We start from the raw sequence: 24,786 nt of genomic DNA on the forward strand, positions 1-24,786 counted from the left end.
TTTCTAGACTTAATTTCCAGTTATTTTCCTGTCAATGCTTTATCTCAAAGATGTGGTTTATCATCCTCCCGCTGCTCTCAATCCCATTTTACAGGGGATTAATCTCGAATTAGCCCCCCAAGAATTAGGTCTGATTGTTGGCCCCAGTGGTTCCGGAAAAACGACTCTTTTGGAAATTCTAGCAGGCTTTGCTGATAAAACAGGAGGGACAATTCACTGGCGCGACCAAGAATTAACGGTGCTGCACCTGCAACAATTAGGAGGAATCGTTTTTCAGTTTCCCGAACGTCATTTTTGCGGTAAAACCATCCTTGAGGAGTTGCGTCTCGGTCATCCAGAAATTAAAAGCGATCGCCTAACGGCGGCCTTAAAGGAGGTAGGATTAGAAAATATTCCTCTGGATACTTCTCCCCACAATCTTAGTGGAGGTCAACAGCGTCGTTTATCTCTCGCTGTCCAGTTAATCCGGCAGCCGAATCTGTTACTTCTCGATGAACCTACGGCCGGTTTAGATTGGTCTATGCGTCGTCAATTGGCCAAACTTCTCGCTAGTCTCAAACAACACTGGACTTTATTAGTAGTTAGTCACGATGCTGGGGAATTACTCCCCATTGCTGACCGTCACTGGAAAATTGAACAAGGACATTTGAGGGAAGTGAAAAATGAAAAAACAGATAGTTGAGGTTTTCGGGTTTTGGGGTTTTTAGTTGAAATTTCCCCACTCCCCTCATACCTGATGACTGATGACTGATAACTGATTACTGATAACTGATAACTGAATTAATGATCCTTCCTGAATTATTTGACCTTTGGCAAGAAACCCTAGAATGGCAACCCGATGGGGTCCAACAAGCGCGATTTCAACAACTTTATGAGTTGATTTTAGAGGGTAATCAACGTTTTAATCTCACCCGAATTACCCAACCAGAGGAGTTTTGGGAAAAACATCTTTGGGATTCTTTATCGGGTTTAGCTTGGTTACAAAAATCCCAGCCAGATCTATTGACAAAATCCCTATCAGTCATTGATTTGGGGACCGGGGCCGGGTTTCCGGGGCTGCCAATTGCGATCGCATATCCCCATTGGTCGGTGACTCTCTTGGATTCCACCCAAAAAAAGATTAATTTTCTTGAAGAAGTTATTGACAAATTAGAGTTAAATAACACGAAAACTCGTTTAGGTCGGGCGGAAATCGTCGGGAAAAACCTTAAACATAACTGTGCTTACGATATCGTCTGTTTGCGAGCGGTTGCTAATGTGGATATCTGTGTTAACTATGCTTTGCCTTTCCTGAAAAAGACTGGAATCGCTATTCTCTATCGTGGTCAGTGGTCGTCGGAGGATAGTTTAAGTTTAGAGGAGAATCTAGGGAAAGCTGGCGGTAAAATCCTCGAAATTGCCAGTTTTACCACTCCCTTAAGCCAAAGCATCCGTCATTGTCTATATATCTCCAAGAAATAACTTTAAGCAGTGAGAGGATGAAAAAAGAAAGCCAAGGCGAGGATAGCATAGGTAGCTAAGAGTAACATTCCCTCTAACCAATTTGATCGCCCATCACTACTAATCGAATTAGCCAACCACACCGCTACAGCCACTGCTACCAACTCAAAGGGATTAAAATTGAGATCCATGGGCTGACCGATAATATAACCCATGATAACCAAAACCGGAGCCACAAACAGGGCGATCTGCATACTGGAACCGACGGCCACAGATACCGATAGATCCATTTTATTCTTAAGGGCGACGGTGACGGCCGTAGCGTGTTCGGCCGCATTACCGATAATAGGCAAAAGAATCACCCCCGTAAACAGTGCCGTTAAACCTAGCTGTTCCGTAGCCTCCTCTAGGGATGCCACCAATAACTCCGATTCTACGGCCACGGCGATGGTAACGATCAATAAAATCAAAGACCAAAACCAGATTTTCGGCCTTGCGGTGCTTTCTCCAGTGCTTTCCTCCTCGATACCGGCAACCCCGACATCGTAGAGATAGGTGTGGGTTTTCATGGAGAATAAGAGACTTAAACCATAGACGAAAATTAACACCGCTGCCACGGCCACGGATAGACGTTGCAGGACTGCTTCCCCGACTCCCGTGGAGGTAAATTCCACGGCAGTGGGTAAAAGAATCGCCACCACCGCTAAATTCATGGCTGAGGCATTTAAACGAGCGGTTATCGGTTGAAATTCCTGTTCTTTGAAGCGTAAACCGCCTAAAAACATCGATAATCCCATAACTAAGAGTAAATTACCGATAATTGAGCCAGTAATCGTCGCTTTTACCACATCGATAAAACCTTCCCGCAAAGCGACATAGGCGAGAATTAATTCTGTGGCATTGCCAAAGGTGGCATTCATCAAACCGCCAATATTTGGCCCAACCACCACCGCAATTGCTTCGGTGGCTTCCCCCATGTAGGCCGCTAGGGGGATAATGGCTAGACAAGCGGTGATAAAAACTACCGTTCCGCCCCAGTGTAACAGGGAACCGGCGATCGATAGCGGCACAAAAATTAATAAGATGGCGAAAATGGTGTTTTTGTTTAACATAAAGTGGGTAATTTTGTCAAGATAATTTTATTTTGATCGGGTTGGGAACTGAGGGGGACTAGAATCGGATTCTAGCCAAAATTCCCCAGTAGAACCGGTTATTATCCATAATATTGCCCTAAAACCGTCTCTGAGGGACTTTTCTAGGGGTTCGGGGGGTGATTGGGAGGGAACAGTCACTGGTTTAATCACGATTCCGCGACTACCAAAAACAATTTCTCCCACTAATTGCGCCCTTCTCATGTGATTATCGGAAGTGACTAGATAGACACTATCAATACCTTCGGCTTTCAGTTGATCGGCTAGGCTAGTAAAGTTAGTGACAGTATCTCGCGCATTGTAATCGAGATGGAGACGTTCTAGAGGAATTCCCGCTTTTTTAAAAATCTTTTTCACATATCGTCGCGGACTACCGGAAGACACCCAAATCGGTAGATCGGGAGATTCCTTAGCCAATTTTGCCGCAAAACGTTCTCGATCGGCATGACCTCCCAAAACAAAAATCGCTTCCGGTTTTAGCCACTGCTGACGCAAATCGTGGTATAACCAGCCTAAACTCGCCAAAATTAGCGGAATAGCCAGCAATTTTAACCTAGATTTGCCTAACTTCCCTTGCGGGGAAACTCGCTTTTTTCTGCGAGAATTAGCCTTGAGAACCATATATCAGTGATCGGTGATCGGTTGTCAGCCTTCAGCTTTGTGGATTAAAGTGATTGAGGGTGAGTCATCGAACTCACATTGACGTAGGAGATAGGGATTTTATTCCCCAACTGACCGATAATTTTTCCGGAACTCAGGTTGATTGATGCGGTTGCTTACATCCCCCACCAACGGGCCACCGCTTCGGGAAGGGGCAGCAAAATACTTAATAACAAAGCCAGGGAAAATAGACCTAATAAATCTCGTTTATTATCCAATTCCGTCACATCATTTAAAGCAGGTTGATCGCTGACTGGCATTAATAAGAGAATAATCGCCCAGAGTAAAAAATCTGGTTGCACTAGGGCTAAAATAAACATGAATAATCGAGTTAATTGACCGATAATTATGGCGGTTTTCTGTCCATACATGGCGTGAACAATATGACCACCATCCAATTGACCCACGGGCATTAAATTTAGGGCTGTAACGATAATTCCCACATAACCGGCCACCGCTAAAGGATGTAAATGGACGGCTTTTCCTGCGATTAAATCACTGCCGAAGGCTAGTTTAGCTACGATAGACAAGAGAAAAGAAAACTGTGGATTTAAGGACTGAAAATTTAATAAACTGCTTTGATTAGTTAGGGGAACTATTTCCGAGAGGGACAACCCCCAAAACAGTAGAGGAATAGCGATAATTATACCCCCCAAAGGACCGGCCACCGCCACATCAAATAAAGCTTTGCGGGTGGGTACAGGCGATCTCATTTGAATAAAAGCCCCGAAGGTGCCTAGGAAGAAAGGAATGGGGATAAAATAGGGCAAAGTAGTTTTGATTTTATATTTAACTGCTGTAAAATAATGACTGAATTCGTGCAGTCCTAAAATAGCAATTAAGCCCAAACTGTAGGGTAAACCTTGCAATAATAAACTAGAATTATTTTCTAATTGTTGGGTGGTAATGCCACTTAATCCCGCACCGATGACCGTGGTAGTTAAGAGAGTTAATAACAATAAACCCAGGGCAAGAAAGGGGCGAGTAACTTTTTCAGTTTCTATAGTTTCTGTTTTTTGCTGCCAGGGATTAGCCACAAGAGCGAAAAAAGGTTGTCCCTGAAAACTTTCTTGGAAAAGCAATAAAAAGCGATCTCCAAAAACCTTTTCCACATTGTTTTTAATCACTTGATAAGCTTCTTCGGGAACTGCTCGCAATTTGCCCCGACAGAGAATTGCTTGGGGACGATAATCGATATTTTGCAGATAATAAATACCCCAAGGAAAACAATCTCGTAGGGATTTTTCCTCTTCGGCAGTGATCGGTTTTAAATCATTTTTAGGTGCATGATTATCAATATTTTCTAGGACTAAATTCGCTTGTTTCGGTGATGATGGGGGGCTTTCTTGGGGAGTAACTCGACCCTTCTGTACTAGCCACCAATACAAAAAAGGGCAGATCACAAAAGGACCGATGAGCAAAAATGCCGGCATGGGGGTATCCTGTCCATAGATTAACGTCCAGCCGGTCCAAATAAGAGCCGGAGTCATCAGGACTAACCAAATTAACCATATTGGTGTCGTCGTGATTTTGGCCACGCTACGCTTGACGATAAAATAAGTGAAACCACCAAGAATCCCTAATAACAACCACATTTCCATATCGGCTCTTTTCTCTTGAATAAAAAGCGGCTAATTTCAGCCGGCCCGGTCATCGATCGTGCTAAATTGTAAACCGCATTGATTGTGATTTGGATAGGCAAACCATGCGATCGGAAACCGAATCGTCTCCTTTAGAGGTTAGCAAAACCACAAAACCCCCTCGATTAATTCTAGAAGGTTTATACGCTTTCTCCCCTAATCGGGAAACCCTAGGGGGAACCTCTTATCTTATTGTAGAAAATACCGGCAATATTCTGGTGGATTGTCCTAGCTGTGAGGAGAGCGAGCGGGATTTTCTGCGAGAAAAAGGGGTCCGTTACTTATTTTTTACCCATCGCGGGGGTCAGGGTAAACAGAGCGATTCTCTGCAAAGTTGGCTTGATTGTGAGATTATTCTACAGGAACAGGAAGCTTATCTGCTTCCTCACCGTCAAATTACCGTTTTTCAGCAGCAAATCCAGTTATCTCCCACTTGTAGCGGTTTTTGGACTCCTGGCCATTCTCCCGGCTCCTGCTGTCTCTACTGGCACCATCACGGGGGGGTTTTATTTACCGGTCGTCATCTTCTCCCCGACACTAAGGGTCAACCGCAACCCCTACAGACCGCGAAAACTTTCCACTGGCCGCGGCAATTGCGATCGCAAAAGGACATTTTAGACCGTTTTAGTCCGGAAACCCTCTCTTATCTTTGTCCGGGAGCTAATACCGGCTTTTTGCGCGGTCGGGGAATTATCGATAGTGCCTACGAAAAAATCAGCGCCAATCCTCTTAACTAAAGACTTTTTAGAAGCTGTATCGTTCAATTCCCAGAAATTATGAATTTAACCGTTAAAGACTTGGGTGAACAGGGATTGCTACCGATTCTGCAAAAATATTGTCCTGCGGAGATTATCGGTGATGATGGGGCGATTTTATCCCTCAAGGATGGTTACTCTCTCGTCGTCACCACTGATGTTTTAGTTAATAACGTCCACTTTAGCGATCTTACTACCTCTCCGGAAGATGTGGGCTGGCGAGCGGCGGCGGCTAATTTATCCGATTTAGCGGCTATGGGGGCAGAACCCCTGGGAATTACGGTAGGATTGGCTTTAACTCCCGATCTAGCCATCGATTGGCTAGAAGGACTCTATCGGGGTCTTAGCTCTTGTCTGCAAGTATATCAGACGGCGATCGTCGGTGGCGATGTCTGTCGGGCCAGGGAGATTAACATCAGTATCACTGCCCTGGGACAAGTGGCAAAAAATGAAGAAATTAGACGTTTTAACGCAAAAGTTGGCGATAGTATCGTTATTACTGGTTATCACGGTTTATCGCGGGCCGGATTAGAGTTACTCTTTCACCCTGAAACCGGCAGGAATTTAAATTCCGCCCAAAAAAAGCGATTAATCCAAGCTCATCAACGGCCGCGACCGAGACTTGATTGCATACCACATTTACAAAAAATTGTCAAGCAATTTCCCATCGCCGGCATGGATAGCAGTGACGGGTTAGCAGATGCTATCATCCAAATTTGTCGCTGTAGTGGGGTTGGTGCTGAAATCGAGAGGATTCCCCTGCATCCAACCCTGAAAGAATATGTAGGAGCCGAAAAAGCTCTAGAATGGGCTTTATACGGCGGTGAAGATTTTGAGTTAGTTTTGTGTTTGCCCCCGGACAGTGCCAGAGAATTGCTGGAGAAAGTGGGGGAAGAGGGGGCGATAATCGGTCAAATTGTCCCGGGGAGAGAGATAAAATTAGCCGACGGTAGAAACCTAAGTTTAAGCTGTGGATTTCAACATTTTTAGCCTCTATAAATCGCCAAAACCTTTCTTTTTCTTGATTTTCTTCGGTTTTTTCGGGCTGCCACCCTGACCGCGGAACCCCGGTTGATTGCCACCCCCAAACATTCCGCCACCCATCCCAGGCATCCCAGGCATAGCGGGCATTTGTCCCTGTCCCATCTGTTGCATCATCGATCGCATTCTGGTGAAATTAGTAATTAGTTTGTTAACTTCTGTTTCCGGATGTCCCGAACCTTTGGCAATGCGACGACGACGATTAGGAGACTTAGCCAATAAATCGGGGTTAGCGCGTTCCTCCGTGGTCATGGAATTAATCATCGCTTCCGTGCGTTTTAACTCTTTTTCGCCCTTTTCGATGTCTGTCCCGCTCAGTTTGCCCAGACCGGGGATTAACTTCAAGACTCCCCCCAGGGAACCCATATTTTTTAACAGCCGCATCTGTTTGAGGAAGTCATTAAAATCAAACTTAGCCTCTAAAATCTTGGCCTGCATTTTGGCCGCGTCTTCTAGGTCTAACTGTTCCTGAGCTTTTTCCACTAGGGTCAGGACATCACCCATATTGAGGATGCGACTGGCAAGGCGATCGGGATAAAATGGCTCTAAAGCTTCTACTTTTTCCCCAACCCCAACAAATTTAATCGGTTGTCCCGATATTTGCCGCACTGATAGGGCCGCCCCACCGCGAGTATCGCCATCAAGTTTAGTAAGAATTGCCCCCGTGATGCCAATTTGTTGGTGAAAAGTGTGGGTAAGACTGGCCGCTTCCTGACCGGTCATGGCATCCACCACTAATAAAGTGTCGTCGGGCTTGACAATTTTCTTGATTTGTGCTAGTTCGCCCATCATCTGGGTGTCTATCTGCAAACGACCGGCGGTGTCGATGATAACGGTATCTACGCCCAATTCTTTGGCTTTTTCCACACCTTGACGGGCGATATCGACAGGATTAGCCTGAGAACCCATCTCGAAGACGGGAACATTTATCTGTTTACCGAGGGTGATTAATTGGTCAATGGCCGCCGGACGGTAAACATCGGTGGCCACCATCAGGCAGCTTTTGGACTGTTTGCGGAGATATAGGGCTAATTTGGCGGTGGCGGTGGTTTTTCCTGTCCCTTGCAACCCGGCCATTAAAATTACGGTGGGGGGTTTATCGGCCTGAGCTAGGGGAACGTTGCTTTCCCCCATAATTTTGACTAATTCATCATAGACAATTTTGATAAATTGCTGACCGGGATTGACTCCGGAAATCACTTCAGCGCCGAGGGCTTGTTTCTCGACCTCAGCAATAAATCCCTTGACTACCTGTAGGTTAACATCTGCTTCTAATAAAGCCCGCCGGACTTCTTTGAGGGTTTCTTGTATATTGGCCGAGGAGATTTTATCTTGACCTCGTAATTTTTTCCATGCGTCTTCTAAGCGGTCGGCCAGTGCGTCGAACATAGTTTCGGAATTAAATTTTTAACTAGATCGATTTTATCTCAAATGTCAGGGGAAGACCCCCCTTACCCTGTCATTGGTCTCGGACTGGCATAGGGTGGGAAAGTTCGATCGAATGTTAAACTGAGTCTGTCTTAGCTTCGGAAGTATTCGATCGCTGCAGGAATCGATTAAAGAGAAAACCGAGGAGCAGGGCCTTAAATTCAAGGTCGTCAGTGAACTTTTTATAAAAGCTGAAGTTGATTTCCACCATGTCCTGCATGATGTCGGATGCCAGGATATCAAAGGCTAGTTTAACATTTTCGGGAGTATTGATCTTAAGGCTCGCTTTCAGGGGTGCGCTGTCATCCAGTTTAGTTTCAAGGTGTTCGATAAAAACTCGCTCATCCTCACTGAAATCAGTACCAAATCGTCGATTAATTTCTTCAATGATTTTCGAGAGGGGTTCTATCTTTTTGGTGGGGGGTTGGCCCGTGCCGGGAGAATAAACCCTAGTACTTTCCGGGACACTCCGTTTTAGTTCAATTTTGCCCCTGTGGGTCTCTTGGATGCGGTAGGAGTTTAGTTCGATACTTTGTTGAATAGGCAAAGGAAGGGCCTCTGGGGAGGTGGGAAGTTTGCAGATTAAGTGGCGGGAAAATTCATAGAACTTCTCTAAGTCTGCAGCAGGTATGGAGAGTAATTGAGAGACAAAGCCATAAAGTCGGATAAATTCTTGTAGTTTACCGCGAAAACCGACTTTTTCCTCCTCAGAAGCTTCTAGGTAACGGTCGAGGACGGGGTCGAGGCTGCCATGAAGCTTGGCCTGGGTTCCTTGGGGGTGAAAGAATATCTGCGCGAAGCTATCGATGTCCGAGTCTTGGTAAAAGTGATAGTCGTCAAGCTGTGCTTGGATTTTATAGAGCCGGTTGGGGTCGGTGGCTTCCGTCAAGATGGTGCAGTCGTAGTAATCTTTAAAGGCTGCTTCGATCTCATCGGCCTCGTTGGCGAAGTCCAGCACCAGAGTCCCGGTTTTGTGGGAGTGGATGCGGTTGAGACGGGAGAGGGTCTGGACAGCGTTAACCCCGGCTAATTTCTTATCGATGTACATCGCGCCTAGGAGGGGTTGGTCAAAACCGGTCTGGAATTTGTTGGCAACGACGAGAAAGCGGTAGGGAGCTTGTTGAAAGGTGTCTGCGGTGGCTTTGTCAGGGATATGACTACCTGAGGAGGCGCTATTCATGTTGGTTTCGGTGAAGTCTTCTCCGTCTCTAACTGTCCCAGTAAAGGCGACTAGGGACTGATAGGGATAGTCTTTTTCCTTGAGATAGCGGTCTAGGGCCAACTTGTACCGCACGGCATGGAGACGCGATCGCGTGATAATCATGGCCTTGGCCTTGCCTTGTACCTGATGGGCCACCTGCTCATGGAAGTGTTCGACAATGATGGCCACTTTCTGCTTAATGGTGTGTTCGTGTAAATCGACGAAGTGGCGCAGCAGCGAGGCGGTCCTGGCGCGATCATAGTGGGGGTCATCTTCGATGGTTTTGAGCAGATTAAAATAGGTCTTGTAGGTGGTATAGTTCTCCAGCACGTCGAGAATAAAGCCTTCCTCAATCGCCTGAGCCATGGAATAGAGGCTAAAGGGAGCAAAGCTGCCGTCCGGTTGTCTGGTGCCGAATACTTCTAGGGTTTTGGGTTTCGGCGTGGCGGTAAAAGCAAAATAACTCAAATTAGCAATTTTTCCCCGTTTTTTTGTATCAGAGACGATCCCATCTTCTAAATCCTCCTCTTCTCCCCCTTCCTCGGCGGCGGCCGCTTCTAGGCTGGTGGCGGTGAGGACGCTTTTGAGTTTTTTGGTACTTTCTCCGGTCTGGGAGGAATGGGCCTCATCGATGATTACTGCGAAGCGCTGCCCAGAAAGGGACTGGATTTGATCGACGATGACGGAGAATTTTTGCAGGGTGGTGACGATGATATTTTTCCCGGACTCTAGGGCCTCTTTGAGTTGCCGCGAGGTTTTGTCGATGTTTTCCACCACCCCAGAGGTCTTTTCAAACTGGCGAATAGTGGCCTGTAGTTGCTGATCCAATATACGGCGGTCGGTGATGACGATGATAGAGTCAAAAACGCGGGTATTATGATCATCGTGCAAGCTGACAAGTCCGTGGGCCAGCCATGCTATTGAATTACTCTTGCCACTGCCGGCACTGTGTTGGATAAGGTAGGATTTTCCTGTCCCTTCGGCCTTGGCATCGGCCAGCAAACGGCGCACGGCATCTAATTGATGGTAGCGGGGAAAGATGAGGCTCTTTACTCCTGTTTTTCTGTCCTTGTCGTCTTTTTCTTCCTCGAGGGTGATAAAGTTCTGGATTAGGTCAAGGAAGCTATCCTGCCGCCAGATTTGCTCCCACAGGTAGGCGCTGCGGAATTTGGTAGGGTCTGGGTTTGCCGCTACGCCAGTCTTTCCGGGGTTGAAGGGTAGGAAGCGGGTTTCATGGCCCTGGAGGTGAGTGGTGACATAGACCAGATCCGAGTCAACGGCAAAGTGGGAGAGACATAGGCCAAACTTGAGGAGTGGCTCTCTCGGATCTCGATCTTCTTGATATTGTTTAATCGCTTGTTGGACGTTTTGCCCTGTAAAAGGGTTTTTTAGTTCGGCGGTGAAGATGGGTAAACCGTTAAGAAAGAGGACAATATCGATGCTGTTGAGGGGATTTTTCTGGCTGTAGTACAGTTGTCTAAGGACACTAAAGCAGTTGGTCTGGTAGAGTTTTTGGGTTTCCGGATTGAGACTGCTGGGGGGTTGGAAGTAGGCGAGTTGGAAGCGGCAGCTGTTGGCTTTGATGCCTTTTCTGAGGACTTCTAAGGTTCCCCGATTCTTGATGACTTCGGCAAGCTGTTTGAGGAGTTGGGTGTTTGCGTCGTCACCGTACTGGGTTTGGAATTTCTGCCACTCTTGAGGTTGGCTGGTTTGGATGAAGTTAAGGACATCTTCGGGTATGAGGCAAAGTGAGCGCTCATAATCTTTGGAGCTGCGGCGCTGGTAGCCGCTGTTGAGGAGGCTTGCTTCGATGGTGGCTTCAAAGTTTTTCTCGGAGGTGTCTATCATGTCTTTAGACTGCTGATTGTCAATATTATGCCCTACTTAGATGTTAAGCTGTTCGTGATTTAAGTTGCTTGTTGAGACGAGGCAAGAGTGGAAAGAACCACAGAGACACAGAGGACACAAAGATCGATCGCTATTATCAATAGGAGAGCCAGCAACCGTGAGTGGAAAGAACCACAGAGACACAGAGGACACAAAGATCGATATTTATGGTTATCTCTCCGCAAATTCGTTTAAAGGCTTGCGAGTTATAATGTGCATGGCTTTAATGTTCCCTCACGTCTATTTTACCAGTAACGGCGGCTGAAATTAACGCGGTGCGATATTCTTTGAGATGGTCAATACTGGTGCGGGTTTTGGTGATTAGGTTGTCAATTTTGCTGGTTTCTCGGTCTAGGAATTGGGCGATTTTTTGTTGTTCGGGAAGGGGGGGAAAGGTAAAGATAAACTCCCTAATTTTATCCAAATGTAGATTCATTACTGTATTTGTCTTAGTACCATAACTCATCTGACTTTTAATTTCATGACTCAAGAAAAAGTAATAAGAGTAATGAACTGACAATAATTTTCTAACTTTAATAAGACATAAACTGACAAAAATGCTAAATTTATGATTCCAATCAACTATTCTAGGAACACCAATTGTTCCATTTTTTGAAAGTAATAGATCACCTTTTTCGGGATTACATCTCTTAATAAGTTCTTTATGCTCACTTTCAGGAATAAGTTTGACTTGTTCAAAATTAATAACAGATTCTTGAATATCTGTTACCCTTAAAAAAGGAACTCCTTCAACAGCATAAGTAGGTGTAAAGTGAGTACCATCAATTATTTGACGAGTTAAGAATTTAAGCCGCTTCACCTCCCAATGTTCTGGAATTTCACCCAACCATTCAACCCCAGAATCCTTCATCGGAACATCTGGGTTAAGTCCTTTGGTGACTGCATGGCTAATCAGTGCGGTGCGCTTCTCTTTAAGGAGTTCGATTAAGCGCTCTTTCTTGGTGATTAGTTTATCAATTTTGCTGGTTTCTTGGTCGAGAAATTCGGCGATTTTTTGTTGTTCCGGAAGGGGGGGAGCAGGAATTTTAATAGAACGAATCTTTTCTTGATTTATGTTAGGCTGTCCTCCTCCAGAGGATAAGATTATCAACTCATTTCTCCTCATCCAGAGCCAATAAAACACAAACTTTGTATCCAATAATATTGGATTTGCTAAAGCACAACAAGCTTGATTAGTACAAGCGGTTATTCCAAGAATACCTAATCTCCCGATTGTTGCTCCATACATAGCTATCAGCAACGTACCCGGAGAGTATAGATTTAAAACAGAATTATCTAGTAATGCTTTGTTAGTTATTTTTACACTGGTATCAGTAATTATATTTTCTCTTAACTCTGATGTATTAATCCAAGGAACATCACCATCGTAATAATCATATCTATTAGTAGAAGGGGTTGTGCCACTTCCTATTTTTTGAAACGCATGACTAATTTTCCAATTTTCCCAATGTTCTGGAATTGCACCCAACCATTCAACTCCAGAATCCTTATAAGTAGGATAAGGCTGCCATTTTTTTGTCATCATATTACTCTAGCTCTTAGGTTACTATTTTATTTGATATTTTGTCTGAAAAAGAGAAACTGAAATAATCTTGGTATGGCCTAGATTTTTAACTTCATCAAAGTCCTTGTCTCCTGTAATAAAGTAATCAGCATTATTAATAATTCCACAGGCTAAAAACTTAGCATCTTTTCTATCTCTGGGGAAATCAATTTCTAAATTAATATCGACGACAAAAGTAACGGCACTTGTAAGAGTCAACCAGTATTGTTTCTGCTCATTAGTTAGCTTTAACCGTTTTCGGGATAAAACCTCTCTATATTCTGCTAAAATATCCGGTGATACTATCCAGTAAAAATCTGGGTTAGATACTATAAAGAGAATTATTTTTTCCGGGTTTCTGTCAGCTATTGCGGCGAAAATAAGAACATTAGTATCGATTACAACCTTCATTTTCCTCTTCTATAATCCTCAATTTCAGCTTCAATTTCCTCTTCAGTCAAAGGATTGTCAGCGTGTAAAGCTTGGACTTCTTTAAAGAAATCTCGTAACTTATTAGCTAGAGCTTCCCTGTCATAATTTTTGGCAATAATCATTACTTCCACTTGCTGACCTTTTTGAAAAGGTAAATCAGACAAAACAAGCTGATTAGGATCTTGAATGACCAAGGTTTTCTGATAGATATTCATCACTGGGGACTTAATAAGCGAGAACCGTTATCTGTATAAATTTCTGTTAACACCCATTTGATAGCTACATTAGCATCAACAACAAAACTCGTCACCTTTGTCTATCCTCTCTTAATAATTCTGTGCTATCCAAAAAATTTCTTCCTTGAAAATGTTCTCGCACTTTAGCAAATCTTTCCCTTGCTTGAGATAAGGTTTCCTTTGTTTTGGTTTTCTCCTCTGTAATAGGTTCAACAGTTACCGTTACATCCACTTCCTGACCTTTAAACTCAGGGGGAATATCTAAATGTAACATCCCATCTTCGCCGATATGAGAGCGTAATTTAATTACTGGCATTTTGACACCTCTTTTTTATTTTATTTGCTTCTCCCCCCTTTTGAAGGGGGGTGGGGGGGATCGTCCAAATCTAAAACAAAATCAGTTAGAATATTCTCACCTGATAAATGGGTAGGATTGTGCAGAACTTCCACCTCTTGATTAGCTCGATAAATCTCAACGGTTTTACTTTTCGGATCGATTAACCATCCTAATTGTAAGCCATTTTCTAAATACTACCGCATCTTCTCTCGTAGGGTCATCCTCAAATTCTCTCCTCTAGACTTGTTAACATGGCTAAAATCTCCCCTTCCACTTCCTTAATATCAGCTTCAATTGCCTCTAAAGTTCGCGGTGGCTGATACTTATAAAAATAGCGATTAAAATTAATCTCATACCCCACCTTTCCGAGCGCACCGTCCCTAATATCGCGCACCGTGTCACTAATCCAAGCATCGGTTACATGGGGGAGAACTTCTCGATCGAAATAGTCATTAATATCCTGTTTAAGTGGTACATTTTCCGTATCTCTTAAATCTGTATCCGGTTCGGGATTACCCTGTTTATCCAGACAAATATTAGCCGATTCGTCCCGCTCAGAAAGAGCCGAAAGAATCGCCTTATAAACTGCTGGTGCGACCGTTATTCCCTTGGTTTTCATCGCTTTCTTTAGCACCTTCTCAAATTCCCCTCGATCCTGATATAAAGTATCGGGAAAACTATTAAGAATGTCTAAAATCAGCCTTTGTTGTTCCTTGCCGGCCTGTTCCTCGATCCCCTTCATTTCATCACTTTTCTTCTTGCTTACTGCCAGACTAGCAAACGCGCTCTGCTCTTTCAATCGCTCAATCCGCTCCGGTGATGCCTGAAAATTGAGCCTCAAGGGACGCTCTACGGTAATCTTGCGGTAGCCGAAATCTTCCCTATCAAAAATCTTACTCACTTCCGAGGGTTGAAAACTCTGGAAAATTTCAGTTATCTCCCGAATATGCTGGGAACTAATCTCCCGGCGCTTGCTGCCAAGACTCTTCCGCATCGGCAGCCAAAACTCGGAGGCATTAATCAGCTGCACCTTACCTCTTCTCTCAGCAGCCTTGTGGTTGGTCAATACCCAGATATATGTGGCAATGCCGGTGTTATAAAATAGGTCATTCGGCAGAGCGATGATTGCTTCGAGCCAGTCATTTTCCAAAATCCAGCGCCGGATCTCGCTCTCCCCACTTCCTGCATCCCCGGTAAACAATGGCGAACCGTTCATAACAATCGCCACGCGGCTGCCTCCTTGGGTCTCCGGCTTCATGCGTGCAATCATGTGCTGTAGAAAAAGAAGTTGTCCGTCACTGATGCGGGGTGTTCCTGCTGAAAATCGGCTGCCCGCTTTTTGTGCCTCTGTCTCCACTGCCTCCTTATCTCGCTTCCAGTCCTTGCCGTAGGGTGGATTGGCCAGGAGATAGTCAAAGGTTTTGTCACTGTGCTGGTCCTGGGAAAGGGTGCTGCCAAACTTGATATTTTCAGCGTCCTTACCGTCCACACTTTTCATGTAGAGGTCGGATTTACACATAGCAAAGGTCTCCGGGTTGACTTCCTGGCCAAAGAGAAACACCTGGGCCTTGGGGTTGAGTTCCAAAATCCGATCCTTGGCAATGGTCAACATTCCCCCGGAACCGCAGCAGGGATCGTAAACGCTGCGGGTGATATACTCTTGGCTTAACTGTGTTTTGTCCGGGGAGAAGATGAGGTTAACCATTAACTGAATCACTTCCCGGGGTGTGAAGTGTTCCCCCGGATTTTCATCGAGAGCTTCGTTAAACTTGCGGATGAGTTCCTCAAAGATGTATCCCATCTCTAGGTTAGAAACCTTATCGGGGTGTAAATCGATGTTCTGAAACCGCTCGGTGACGAGAAAGAGCAGGTCTGATTGTTCCAGCTTGTCGATGGTGTTGGCAAAGTCGAACTTCTCTAACACCTCGCGCATATTGCCGCTAAAACTGTTGATGTAGAGCTTGAGGTTAGCGGCCAACTGTTTGGGATCATCGAGGAGTTTCTCGAAGTCGTAGGGACAACTGTTATAGAAGGCAAATCCTGATTTTTTGCAGAGGAGGGGGTCGAGATTGTCGAGCTTGTCTTTGTACTGGTGGTAGGCTGCTAAGACCTCCTCTTTGGTCGGCTCTAACACACAGTCGAGGCGACGCAGCACGGTGAAAGGCAAGATGACATCTTGATATTTGCCGCGCTTAAAGGTGTCGCGGATTAAATCCGCGATACTCCAAATAAAACTTACCTTGTCACCGAAGTTGTTCATCTGTTAAGACCGCAGTTTCCCCGCGACCAACCCCATTCTTCCACTCCCACGGAAATTTGCGAACCGGGACGGACATCTCCTTTGGATAAGTCTATCAGAGTGACACTGACTGCGGCGAATAAACTGCCGCGATAAATCGGCTGTCCTTTGTTGTTGGTATTTTTAAAACTAAGGCTAGAAACTTGGGGAGGTTGACCGGAGCGCGTCCAGCGAATGCGCTCAAAACGTCCATTGATAAATTCTGCTGAATAGGACCAACCGTTATTCATGCGGCCTCGACAAAAAAGCTGTTGTGTGGCTACGGTAGGGGGAATATTGACAGATAAACTCAGAAGGCTGAATGTAGCGAGAGCGATCGGCAAAAATTTCATAAAAGTTGGCACTATAGGGTCAAATAATCCTATTATAAGTTTTTAGTTCGCAAATTTAACTATCGCGGCCGCGGTAAGTTCCGGTTTTTCGAGATGGGGAACATGACCACAGCGAGGAATCCAGACCAGTTGATTATTGGGTAAGGCCTGCTGAAATATCTTCGCGTCTTTTGTGCCTAAAATTTGATCGTTTTCTCCCCAAATAATCAGAGTTTCTCGGTTTATTTGGCTTAATTTCGGTAAAAATGCCCCATAACCGCCACTTTTGGTAAAGGAGATTAAAGCCTCACTCCAGTGGGGACAATTCAGGTGCAGATTGGCACAGGTGCAAGCATCAACAGTGGCTAAAGTTGCATCGAAATAGGCAGTACGACTGATATTTTGACGCACGCGGGGATTGGCTAAAAAATTAGTTGCCCACTTATCGAGGGGAGAAAACATCAATTTACCCAAAACTGGGGGGTTAGCTAGTCCTGCGCTGTCAATCAGGACTAATTTTGCCACTATTTCCGGGTAGGAGAGGGCAAAATCTAGGGCCACTGCACCCCCCATGGAAGCACCGACTAAAATTATCGGTTCTGCGATCGCAGTTTGCCAGAAATGGTAAAGATGGCTTTTAATAGTTTTCGGAGATACTTGTAAATCTGGGTATCGCTCAGTAAAACCGAAGCCGAGCAGATCTATCGCCCAAGTTTCCCTATTTTGAGCGAGTAAGGGTAGTAAACGCCGAAATTCCAGCAGGGAACTATCAAAACCGTGCAGGAGAACAAAGGGCGGTTGACCTTGCCCTTGTTGACTATAGGTAGTTAGAATCGATCGAGGATAGATGGGGCTATCGATGGCAATTTGTTGGATATTTTCGAGGAGAGCAAGGGAGGTATCTTCACTCAATCCCTCGCTAACACTGGGTAAAAAGTTGGGATAATTCACGGATGAGGGCGAAAGTTTGATGAGGCAACAGGCAAGAGGTGGTTAGATATGTGTAGTTAGTTGTCTCTAGCTACAGATGTTAATAGCTAATTTCGAGGGTGACAGCAGCGCGCAGGGTTTGTTCCCCTCCGATAACCGGGCTACTGGCAGCATCGGCACTCCGAAAAACCGCTTCTGAGCGGGCTATTGGCACGGGATTACTGGTATTACCCACTTGGATAGAAACCGTTTCTTTCGGCACTAAACCGAGGGCTTGTAACACGATTGTAGCCTGTTCTCTAGCTTGTTCCGTGGCTTTGATGAGAGCGGTTCTTTGGGCAGCTGCGATCGCTGATTCTCCAGCAGTAAAACTGACCCCATCGATGCGTGTCGCCCCGACTTTCACCGCTTCATCGATTAAAATCCCCGCTTGGGCTATATCAACCTGAAAACTAATCAAATTAGCCCCGATATAACCGATTAAACGTCTTTGATTGTTGCTGAAGTCGTAATTGGGCTGTAAACTAATGCCGGTGGTTTCCAATTTTTCCACTTGACGGGAACGGAGAAATTTAACCACCGCATCGCTACGATTGGCGGTTTCCCGCTGCACCTTACCCGCTTCTTTGCCTTGAATTTCTACCCCTAAGCGCACTATTGCTTGAGAAGTGGCGATATTTTCTATCCCTTCTCCCGTTACGGTAATTGTCCTCAATTCTCTTTCGTTTGCGTAACTAGGCATAACTAATCCGGTGTTGATGAGGATAAGGGACAGCAAAAAAGCCAAGCAAAATTTTCTGTAATTCATGAAAAATCCGTAGCGATCGATACTATATTTCGATTCTAGCCTTTATTTTGGGCAATTGAGTGGAAGATTATCCCTTTTCTGTCACTTTCGCAATATTGGTGACTAAGCTCTGGGAACTTGAGAAGGGGCATTTAAGCAATGAGTGTGAAGAACCACAGAGACACAAAGAACACAAAGACCGATCGCTATTATATAAGTTAAACTTGTCACACAAAGAATAAGAGAGCCGATTGGTTCGCACACTGGTGCTGTTGATTAAAAAGATAAATTCTCAAAACTTGCTATGATCTAACAAGATTGTTAATGCACTTTCTCGGATTAATTATCCCCTGCAATGACGCGCCAAATTCACGACCAATTTGCCAAGGAATATTTAGAAGAACTCTTAGCGTCTCTAGGGACGATTAAAAAGAGCAAGAAAGTCAAGAGTGAAGTTCAAGAAATCGATGTCTGGTTTGAACCAGCCAGTTCAGCATCAAGGACTGACTTACCCTTGGGCTTACTCGCTAAAATGGCGGCGACTTGCTGCTTATTTGAACCTTTCCGTAACCCACCCTCCGAGGTAGAGATTCGCAGTTGCATCTCAAAGTTATATGCGGTTCATGGCGAGGTCTTGAGGAAGGCGAAACGGACAAACAAAACTCTAACAGAAGCTGAACTACCAGTTCTCTGGATTTTAACGCCTACTTTTTCAGCGAGAATGATTGAAGAAGTCGTGGGAATCCCCCCTTCATTCCTACCAGAAGAGGGGATGAAAGAGGAGTGGGGAAAAGGAGTTTATTTTTCCCCTAGCCTGTTCAAAACAGGAATTGTCGCCATCCATCAATTACCAGTCAATGAGGAGACTTTATGGTTGAGGGTGCTAGGAAAAGGAGGGACACAGAAACGAGCAGTAGAAGAATTAGTGCAATTGCCTGAAGGTAATCCTTTCCAAGAGAATTTACTGGAAATTCTGGCCAACTGGCGCAAGAGTTTGGAATTAAGAGATAATTTAAGTACCGAAGAACAGGAGGAGATTATGAACCTATCACCAGCTTATTTACAACAACGAGAAGAGTGGAAACAAGAAGGGATACAAGAAGGGATACAACGAGGCAGTTTAGAAGGACAACTATCGCTGATAACCAGTCTTCTGGAAGGACGGTTTGGCCCCCTAGATGCAGAATTATCTGGTCTGGTGGAACAGATTGCCCAACTTCCTATCTCGGAACGCACCGGGTTACTTCTTTCTCTGGCTAATTTATCTCGCTCAGAACTGTTAGAAAGATTCAGGGAAAATTAAACTTTCAATCCCAATCTCAAAAACAGACAATTAAAATTCCCGATGAACAATCATTTCCAAATCCTGAAGAACCTTAAATGTCCTGCTTATTTTGCTAGACTAAAGAAGTCCCAATTCTTGATTAGCCTGAGATAGGAAGGATTATGGTCAATCAAATCAGCATTGTCATCTCCAAGAATCCCGACGGATATTCACTCAAATCTCCTGAATTAGCAGCAATTGATTACCAGGATAGCTCTCTAGAAGGCGTTTTAAATCGACTGAAAGATGCCCTGGAAACTCATCTGATGGCTTCTGATATATCTCAAGAGGAGACTGGAGAATCAATTTTAAAGATAGTTGATAGGTTGAATCTGAACTTCCCTGAAGAAGAACTTGATCCGCTTCCATCTGACGGTGCAGAAGAGCATGACCATTATCTTTATGGGAGTCCCAAGAAAAGGCAATGAAACAAATTTTTGCCGACACTTTCTACTGGGTTGCTTTAATCAATCCCCAAGATAATTGGCATCAACGAGCCAGAGAAGTTACGTCCAGTCTCAAAAACGTTAAACTTGTGACGACGGATGAAGTTTTGGTAGAGCTACTGAATTTTATGTCAGTCCGGGGAGCAAATCGGAAGCGGCGTACTGTCGAATTTATCGATGATCTGCTCCAGAATCCCCGCCTTCAAGTCATTCCGCAAAACCGAGAATCATTCCTGCAAGGCTTCGAGTTATACCGCCGCCGTCCAGACAAAGAATATAGCCTGACAGATTGTATTTCAATGACGGTCATGCAGCGCTTAAAAATCAGTCAAGTGTTAACTCACGACAATCATTTTCAGCAAGAGGGTTTCATAATTCTATTTGAATAACAGAGGGAAAATTAAACTTTCAATCCCCCTAAGCTAGGAAAAAATATTCCCAAGCATTAATAGAAAACGGGTTTCTCGGAGAAACCCGTTTTCTGTGCGTTACTCAACGGATTTAGTATGACAACTGATAAAAACCCCTCCAATTAATGAAGGGGAATTATCGGATTTTATTGATGGTATTAGGAGACTTTTGTGGTTTCTTTTTCTGAGGATTTGGAGGATTTCAATTTGCGCTTGAGGGTTGAGGCTGCGCCGAGTGTGCCGAGCGCGAGGAGGCTTAGAATTGAGGTGGGTTCGGGGATTATTTTCTGGGCATCAACCCCCAATGATACTGACTCCCATGTAAAAGTAGCGGGTTGGATTGAAGTAATCATTACCTTGAAATGAAGATCGTTAAAAATTATACTGCTTCCTGGATCAACTAAATTGCCAAACCAAGGATAATCTATTGTCGTCGCCCCTCCTGGAAGACTACCGATCAATCCTGAAGACCAGTCTCGACTAGTATTAGGAATTTCTGTACCATTATTAGTTAAATAAGCCAAGAAATGCAGTCGAAATGCTCCTGTTCCAGAAACACCTTTGAATTTAATATGATAGGATTCTTTAGATTGAAAAAAACCTGTATCACTGAGAGTTACTTTGCCTGGACTATTACAAGTAACATCAAAAGTAAATTTGTTATCATCACTCACGTCTATCGTTCCGCCGCTTCCAGATAAAAATCCAGTCAGCCATTCATCCGTGAATACACCTACATTTGGATTAGGACAATCTATAGATGTCGAAAATGAACCTGCTTCTGCCTTACTGGTAAAAACAACACAATGACCTATAGTTACTACAGCAGTCCCAAGGACCAAAGCTAAATTCCAGTTTTTCATTTACCTACTCCTGAATAGTGTTTTTGAGTGATCGCGATCGCCCCTCTCGCAGCCAGGTCAAGCAACAACCCAACCCAACCCCAAAAGGAGATAGCAAAACAATACACATTACCCCCCCCACAAATGTATTCTAAGCTACATTTTTATAAATATTTTACATTCCTCTCCGTCAGGCTTCTTTGGCAAGGTTAAGAGCGATCGCATTCTATCTCTAGTAGTCATTAATGCCGTTGACTAGAGCTAAGTTAAGATTGAAGGGCATTCAGTTGTTAACTCATGTAATTCTTGAGTAGGGCGAAAATATGACGACACTACTTGTGCAAGCGACCTCGGCTCCTTTGATGATTGATCTTCCTTGGATTATGCCGATGACGGAGGAGCAATTTTATGAATTTTGTTTAGCCAATCGAGATTTACGCATTGAACGCAGTGCTAGTGGAGAAGTGATCGTTATGCCTCCTGCTTTTTCAGATACGGGTAATCGCAATTTTAATATAGCTCTGCAACTGGGGAACTGGTCAGAACTAGATGGAACGGGGCTTGGGTTTGATTCCAGTGCGGGTTTTACGCTGCCCAATGGTGCGACTCGTTCACCGGATGCTGCTTGGATTAAATTAGAACGCTGGAATGCTTTAACAGAAAAACAAAAAGCCTCTTTTGCCCCTATCTGTCCCGATTTTGTCATTGAATTGCGTTCTGCTAGTGATACGGTATCCAGTTTGCAGAAAAAGATGGAAGAATATATTGCCAATGGTACTTTATTGGGTTGGTTAATCGATCGCCAAAATCGCCAAGTCTATATTTATCGCCCCCATCGAGAACCGGAGATTTTAAATGCTCCTGAAACCATTAGTGGTGATCCAGAATTGCCGGGGTTTGAGTTAGTAATGGCTAAGATTTGGTAAATGCGATCGCTGATGAAAGGTTCCGTCAATATAGAACAACTAAGCACGATTAACGCTGTTCTATATTGTTGCTCACGGGAATCCTCAACACTGATAGAACAGCGATAACTAATCATCCTGTTAAGATGGGGACAGGGTAGCCAATTCTAAGGCTAAAGGATCAACCCGGCGTAAATTTGCCCCTAATGCTCCTAATTTACCCTCTAAATTATCGTAACCTCGATCGAGGTGATGGAGTCCCTGCACAATAGTAGTCCCCTGGGCTGCCAATCCCGCCACCACCAAAGCTGCCGAAGCGCGTAGATCCGTGGCCATCACCGGCGCCCCAGAGAGGAAAGGCACACCGCGCACTAAAGCCACATTTCCTTTGACCTTGATATCTGCTCCCAGACGCTTTAATTCGGCCACATGACGCAGACGATTTTCAAAAACCGTCTCATTAACTACGCTACTGCCCTCGGTTAAAGTTAACAGAGCCATAAATTGGGCCTGCATATCCGTGGGAAAACCGGGATAGGGCAGGGTTTCGATATCGGTGGCTTTTAAGTCTTTAGGGATAATCCGGAGACGATTAGGGCCATCTTCCACCACTTCCGGACCGATTTCGTGCAGTTTAGCAATTACCGAAGCTAAATGGCTGGGAATCACCGGATAAAGACTAATTTCTGAGCGGGTAATCGCCCCGGCTATCAGTAAAGTCCCGGCTTCAATGCGATCGGGAATGATATTGTAATCGGTACTGTGCAGACGGGAAACTCCCTCGATGACAATTGTATTGGTCCCAGCACCGCGAATTTTTGCCCCCATGGAAACACAAAAATTGGCTAAATCAATCACCTCTGGCTCCTGGGCCGCATTGCCGAGAATGGTTTCCCCGAACGCTAAAGTCGCCGCCATCATTAGGGTTTCCGTCGCTCCCACACTGGGATAATCCAGATAAATATTCGCCCCTTTCAGACGACCATTACCCTTAACGCGGGCGTGTACCATGCCGCCATCGATTAATACATCTGCACCCATTGACTGTAGGCCCCTAACGTGCAGATCCACTGGTCTGGCCCCAATGGCGCAGCCGCCGGGGAGGGGAACTTTTGCTTCTCCTAAACGGGCTAAAATCGGTCCGATGGCGAAAAAACTGGCCCGCAACTGGGAGACGAGATCGTAGGGCGCTTGAGCTTGTTTGAGGTCTCTGCCATCAATCTCTAGTCTATCTCCGGTGCGACGGACCTGCACGCCTAGGGCCGAGAGAATTTGACTCATCCGCTCGATATCGGCTAGGGCGGGTACATTACTAATCTGGCACTCGTCGGAGCAGAGTAAAGCTCCCGCCATAATCACGAGAGCGGCATTTTTGGCGCCACTGATCTTGACTTCACCCCGGAGAGAGTGACGACCTTGAATTTCTAAATAGGGATGCTCGGTATCGATGGTCATAGGATGATTCATTTATCTTGGTTGGGAGTCTTGGCTAAGGAAAGCTTCAGCAAAATGAGACTGCATCTTATCAGATTTTTGAGGAAATTATTGGTGATTCTACCCCGAAAAGCGATTTTTGTCTTAATTATCTCAACTATCTTGACTTATGGATTGTCCGATAGTATAATAAAAGATTGTGAAAGAAAAATGCGGAACTGGCGGAATTGGTAGACGCGCTAGATTCAGGTTCTAGTGTCTGCAAAGACTTTCGGGTTCAAGTCCCGAGTTCCGCATTATCTCCCTCAAGACGCAGTTGTTTAGGGTAGCCCTAGCGGGGTGAAAAATCCGATTGGCTATGATTAGCAGTGTTCAAAACCCTTTAATCAAGCAAATTCGCAAGCTACACCGCACTAGAGAGCGACAGGAGCAGAATTTGTCCTTAATTGAGGGAACCCACTTACTAGAGACAGCTTTAGCCCTGAATTGTTCCCTAGAGACGGTTTGTTATACGGAAAAGTGGCGGCAAAGACAGGGAGAATTAGCGGAGAAGCTTCAAAATCAGGCCAAACGAGTCGAGATAGTTTCCCCGGAAGTCCTCGCTTCCCTAGCAACAACGGTTAATCCCGATGGTGTGATTGCTACTATTTCCCGTGATCACCTTCATCCAGTCCCCCAAAATCCGCTACAATTGGGCTTAGTTTTGGAAAGATTGCAGGATCCGGGTAATCTCGGCACTATTATCCGCACTGCCGTGGCTACAGAGGTACAGGGTATCTGGTTAAGTCTCGATAGCGTCGAAATCGATAACCCCAAAGTGATCCGCAGTTCCGCCGGGGAATGGTTTCGATCGCCCCTGGTGGTAGAATCGGATTTATCGGCTTTAGTGAAAAAATATCAAGCACAGGGGGTAAAAGCGATCGCGACTTTACCCACAGCCACCAAAAGCCATTGGGAGATTGATTTTACCCGTCCGACTTTAATATTATTAGGCAATGAAGGAGCCGGTTTATCACCCCAATTAGCGACTTTAGCCGATGAAACGGTGAAAATTCCCCTCTTTGGTGGTGTGGAATCTTTAAATGTTGCGATCGCTACTGCTGTCATCCTCTACGAAGCTAGAAGACAATTATCCTACTGGACTGTTTCAGCTAATTTGGTGCAATAGATTCTCCCGATTCCTCTTCCTCAAACACAGGATAAAGATGTTTCAGCTTGACCCTAGCATCGCTGGTCGTAAACGTCCATATTACTGTAGATGCAGTCTGATTACGTTCTTTTTGCCATGTTTCTATCTCCCTTTTCAGTTCTTCCTTGCTAGAAATC

The 24,786-nt window shown here is 44.9% G+C and carries 24 protein-coding genes, 1 tRNA gene and 2 pseudogenes; 10 read left to right on the forward strand and 17 right to left on the reverse strand.

The genetic code is table 11. The features are described from left to right. Positions 1-34: 34 nt before the first annotated feature. Positions 35-682: an ABC transporter ATP-binding protein gene (locus IM475_RS02560; protein WP_287660600.1), complete on the forward strand. Its 648-nt coding sequence runs from the start codon at positions 35-37 to the stop codon at positions 680-682. Between the two features lie 101 nt (positions 683-783). After that, the gene (rsmG, locus tag IM475_RS02565) at positions 784-1,461 is read left to right on the forward strand and encodes a 16S rRNA (guanine(527)-N(7))-methyltransferase RsmG (RefSeq protein ID WP_287726580.1); all 678 of its coding nucleotides are present in this window, start codon (positions 784-786) and stop codon (positions 1,459-1,461) included. Between the two features lie 2 nt (positions 1,462-1,463). Here the strand turns inward: rsmG and cax are convergent, their stop codons facing one another. From cax to IM475_RS02580, 3 genes are all read right to left on the reverse strand, one after another. Next, positions 1,464-2,552 (reverse strand): calcium/proton exchanger, encoded by a 1,089-nt coding sequence (gene cax, locus IM475_RS02570; RefSeq protein WP_287726581.1) that lies wholly within the window; start codon positions 2,550-2,552, stop codon positions 1,464-1,466. A gap of 27 nt (positions 2,553-2,579) precedes the next feature. Then, on the reverse strand, positions 2,580-3,212 hold the full coding sequence (locus tag IM475_RS02575; protein ID WP_287726582.1) for a YdcF family protein: 633 nt from the start codon (positions 3,210-3,212) through the stop codon (positions 2,580-2,582). Positions 3,213-3,367: 155 nt separating this feature from the next. Beyond that, positions 3,368-4,852 (reverse strand): site-2 protease family protein, encoded by a 1,485-nt coding sequence (locus IM475_RS02580; RefSeq protein WP_287726583.1) that lies wholly within the window; start codon positions 4,850-4,852, stop codon positions 3,368-3,370. 104 nt (positions 4,853-4,956) lie between these two features. On the opposite strand from IM475_RS02580, the gene IM475_RS02585 reads away from it, so the two are divergent. Both IM475_RS02585 and thiL read left to right on the forward strand, forming a co-directional pair. Next, positions 4,957-5,628, forward strand: coding sequence for an MBL fold metallo-hydrolase (locus IM475_RS02585; RefSeq protein ID WP_287726584.1), 672 nt, complete (start codon positions 4,957-4,959; stop codon positions 5,626-5,628). Positions 5,629-5,667: 39 nt separating this feature from the next. Continuing rightward, on the forward strand, positions 5,668-6,636 hold the full coding sequence (gene thiL / locus IM475_RS02590; RefSeq protein WP_287726585.1) for a thiamine-phosphate kinase: 969 nt from the start codon (positions 5,668-5,670) through the stop codon (positions 6,634-6,636). A gap of 3 nt (positions 6,637-6,639) precedes the next feature. On the opposite strand, the gene ffh is transcribed toward thiL, so the two are convergent. The 11 genes and pseudogenes from ffh to IM475_RS02645 form a co-directional block, all read right to left on the reverse strand. After that, positions 6,640-8,076: a signal recognition particle protein gene (ffh, locus tag IM475_RS02595; RefSeq protein WP_287660607.1), complete on the reverse strand. Its 1,437-nt coding sequence runs from the start codon at positions 8,074-8,076 to the stop codon at positions 6,640-6,642. A 115-nt stretch (positions 8,077-8,191) separates the two neighbouring features. Continuing rightward, positions 8,192-11,164: a type I restriction endonuclease subunit R gene (locus tag IM475_RS02600; RefSeq protein ID WP_287726586.1), complete on the reverse strand. Its 2,973-nt coding sequence runs from the start codon at positions 11,162-11,164 to the stop codon at positions 8,192-8,194. 262 nt (positions 11,165-11,426) lie between these two features. Continuing rightward, a complete protein-coding gene (locus IM475_RS02605; RefSeq protein WP_287726587.1) occupies positions 11,427-12,749 on the reverse strand; it encodes a restriction endonuclease subunit S in 1,323 nt (440 codons plus the stop codon). 21 nt (positions 12,750-12,770) lie between these two features. Next, positions 12,771-13,178 carry a putative toxin-antitoxin system toxin component, PIN family gene (locus tag IM475_RS02610; RefSeq protein WP_287726588.1) on the reverse strand — a complete coding sequence of 136 codons (408 nt, stop codon included), beginning with the start codon at positions 13,176-13,178 and terminating at the stop codon, positions 12,771-12,773. Continuing rightward, a complete protein-coding gene (locus IM475_RS02615; RefSeq protein ID WP_198285502.1) occupies positions 13,175-13,393 on the reverse strand; it encodes a hypothetical protein in 219 nt (72 codons plus the stop codon). The genes IM475_RS02610 and IM475_RS02615 overlap by 4 nt, the downstream gene beginning before the upstream one ends. Before the next feature lie 112 nt (positions 13,394-13,505). Continuing rightward, positions 13,506-13,751: a hypothetical protein gene (locus IM475_RS02620; protein ID WP_004268200.1), complete on the reverse strand. Its 246-nt coding sequence runs from the start codon at positions 13,749-13,751 to the stop codon at positions 13,506-13,508. A 20-nt stretch (positions 13,752-13,771) separates the two neighbouring features. Then, positions 13,772-13,990: pseudogene (locus IM475_RS02625) on the reverse strand (Uma2 family endonuclease); the annotation flags it as partial. A gap of 5 nt (positions 13,991-13,995) precedes the next feature. Further along, positions 13,996-16,032 carry a type I restriction-modification system subunit M gene (locus tag IM475_RS02630; protein WP_287726589.1) on the reverse strand — a complete coding sequence of 679 codons (2,037 nt, stop codon included), beginning with the start codon at positions 16,030-16,032 and terminating at the stop codon, positions 13,996-13,998. Continuing rightward, complete coding sequence (locus tag IM475_RS02635; RefSeq protein WP_016515882.1) at positions 16,029-16,403, reverse strand: hypothetical protein; 375 nt, start codon at positions 16,401-16,403, stop codon at positions 16,029-16,031. Before IM475_RS02635 ends, IM475_RS02630 begins: the two co-directional genes overlap by 4 nt. Before the next feature lie 42 nt (positions 16,404-16,445). After that, positions 16,446-17,333 carry an alpha/beta fold hydrolase gene (locus IM475_RS02640; RefSeq protein WP_287726590.1) on the reverse strand — a complete coding sequence of 296 codons (888 nt, stop codon included), beginning with the start codon at positions 17,331-17,333 and terminating at the stop codon, positions 16,446-16,448. 79 nt (positions 17,334-17,412) lie between these two features. Continuing rightward, positions 17,413-18,120 (reverse strand): SIMPL domain-containing protein, encoded by a 708-nt coding sequence (locus IM475_RS02645; RefSeq protein ID WP_004268195.1) that lies wholly within the window; start codon positions 18,118-18,120, stop codon positions 17,413-17,415. Between the two features lie 334 nt (positions 18,121-18,454). Between IM475_RS02645 and IM475_RS02650 the strand changes: the two genes are divergently transcribed. From IM475_RS02650 to IM475_RS02660, 3 genes are all read left to right on the forward strand, one after another. Continuing rightward, on the forward strand, positions 18,455-19,402 hold the full coding sequence (locus tag IM475_RS02650) for an RpnC/YadD family protein (protein WP_287726591.1): 948 nt from the start codon (positions 18,455-18,457) through the stop codon (positions 19,400-19,402). 143 nt (positions 19,403-19,545) lie between these two features. After that, positions 19,546-19,851 (forward strand): hypothetical protein, encoded by a 306-nt coding sequence (locus tag IM475_RS02655; RefSeq protein ID WP_061431457.1) that lies wholly within the window; start codon positions 19,546-19,548, stop codon positions 19,849-19,851. After that, on the forward strand, positions 19,848-20,258 hold the full coding sequence (locus tag IM475_RS02660) for a type II toxin-antitoxin system VapC family toxin (protein WP_012268333.1): 411 nt from the start codon (positions 19,848-19,850) through the stop codon (positions 20,256-20,258). Before IM475_RS02655 ends, IM475_RS02660 begins: the two co-directional genes overlap by 4 nt. 179 nt (positions 20,259-20,437) lie before the next feature. Here IM475_RS02660 and IM475_RS02665 read toward each other — a convergent pair whose 3' ends face one another. Further along, complete coding sequence (locus IM475_RS02665) at positions 20,438-21,142, reverse strand: PEP-CTERM sorting domain-containing protein (RefSeq protein WP_287726592.1); 705 nt, start codon at positions 21,140-21,142, stop codon at positions 20,438-20,440. Between the two features lie 302 nt (positions 21,143-21,444). Here IM475_RS02665 and IM475_RS02670 point away from each other — a divergent pair, with 302 nt between their 5' ends. Then, the gene (locus IM475_RS02670; RefSeq protein ID WP_287726593.1) at positions 21,445-22,047 is read left to right on the forward strand and encodes a Uma2 family endonuclease; all 603 of its coding nucleotides are present in this window, start codon (positions 21,445-21,447) and stop codon (positions 22,045-22,047) included. A 120-nt stretch (positions 22,048-22,167) separates the two neighbouring features. Here the strand turns inward: IM475_RS02670 and murA are convergent, their stop codons facing one another. Beyond that, positions 22,168-23,481, reverse strand: a complete 1,314-nt coding sequence (gene murA / locus IM475_RS02675; RefSeq protein WP_046661722.1) for a UDP-N-acetylglucosamine 1-carboxyvinyltransferase — start codon at positions 23,479-23,481, stop codon at positions 22,168-22,170. 191 nt (positions 23,482-23,672) lie between these two features. Between murA and IM475_RS02680 the strand changes: the two genes are divergently transcribed. Both IM475_RS02680 and IM475_RS02685 read left to right on the forward strand, forming a co-directional pair. Next, positions 23,673-23,756 (forward strand) — tRNA-Leu (locus IM475_RS02680). A 62-nt stretch (positions 23,757-23,818) separates the two neighbouring features. Further along, positions 23,819-24,628 (forward strand): TrmH family RNA methyltransferase, encoded by an 810-nt coding sequence (locus IM475_RS02685; protein ID WP_287726594.1) that lies wholly within the window; start codon positions 23,819-23,821, stop codon positions 24,626-24,628. On the opposite strand, the pseudogene IM475_RS02690 reads toward IM475_RS02685, so the two are convergent. After that, a pseudogene (locus IM475_RS02690) lies at positions 24,612-24,786 on the reverse strand (IS630-like element ISMae25 family transposase); the annotation flags it as partial. The gene IM475_RS02685 and the pseudogene IM475_RS02690 overlap by 17 nt on opposite strands.

This window comes from Microcystis sp. M061S2 (genome assembly GCF_020245605.1).
Lineage (GTDB): Bacteria > Cyanobacteriota > Cyanobacteriia > Cyanobacteriales > Microcystaceae > Microcystis.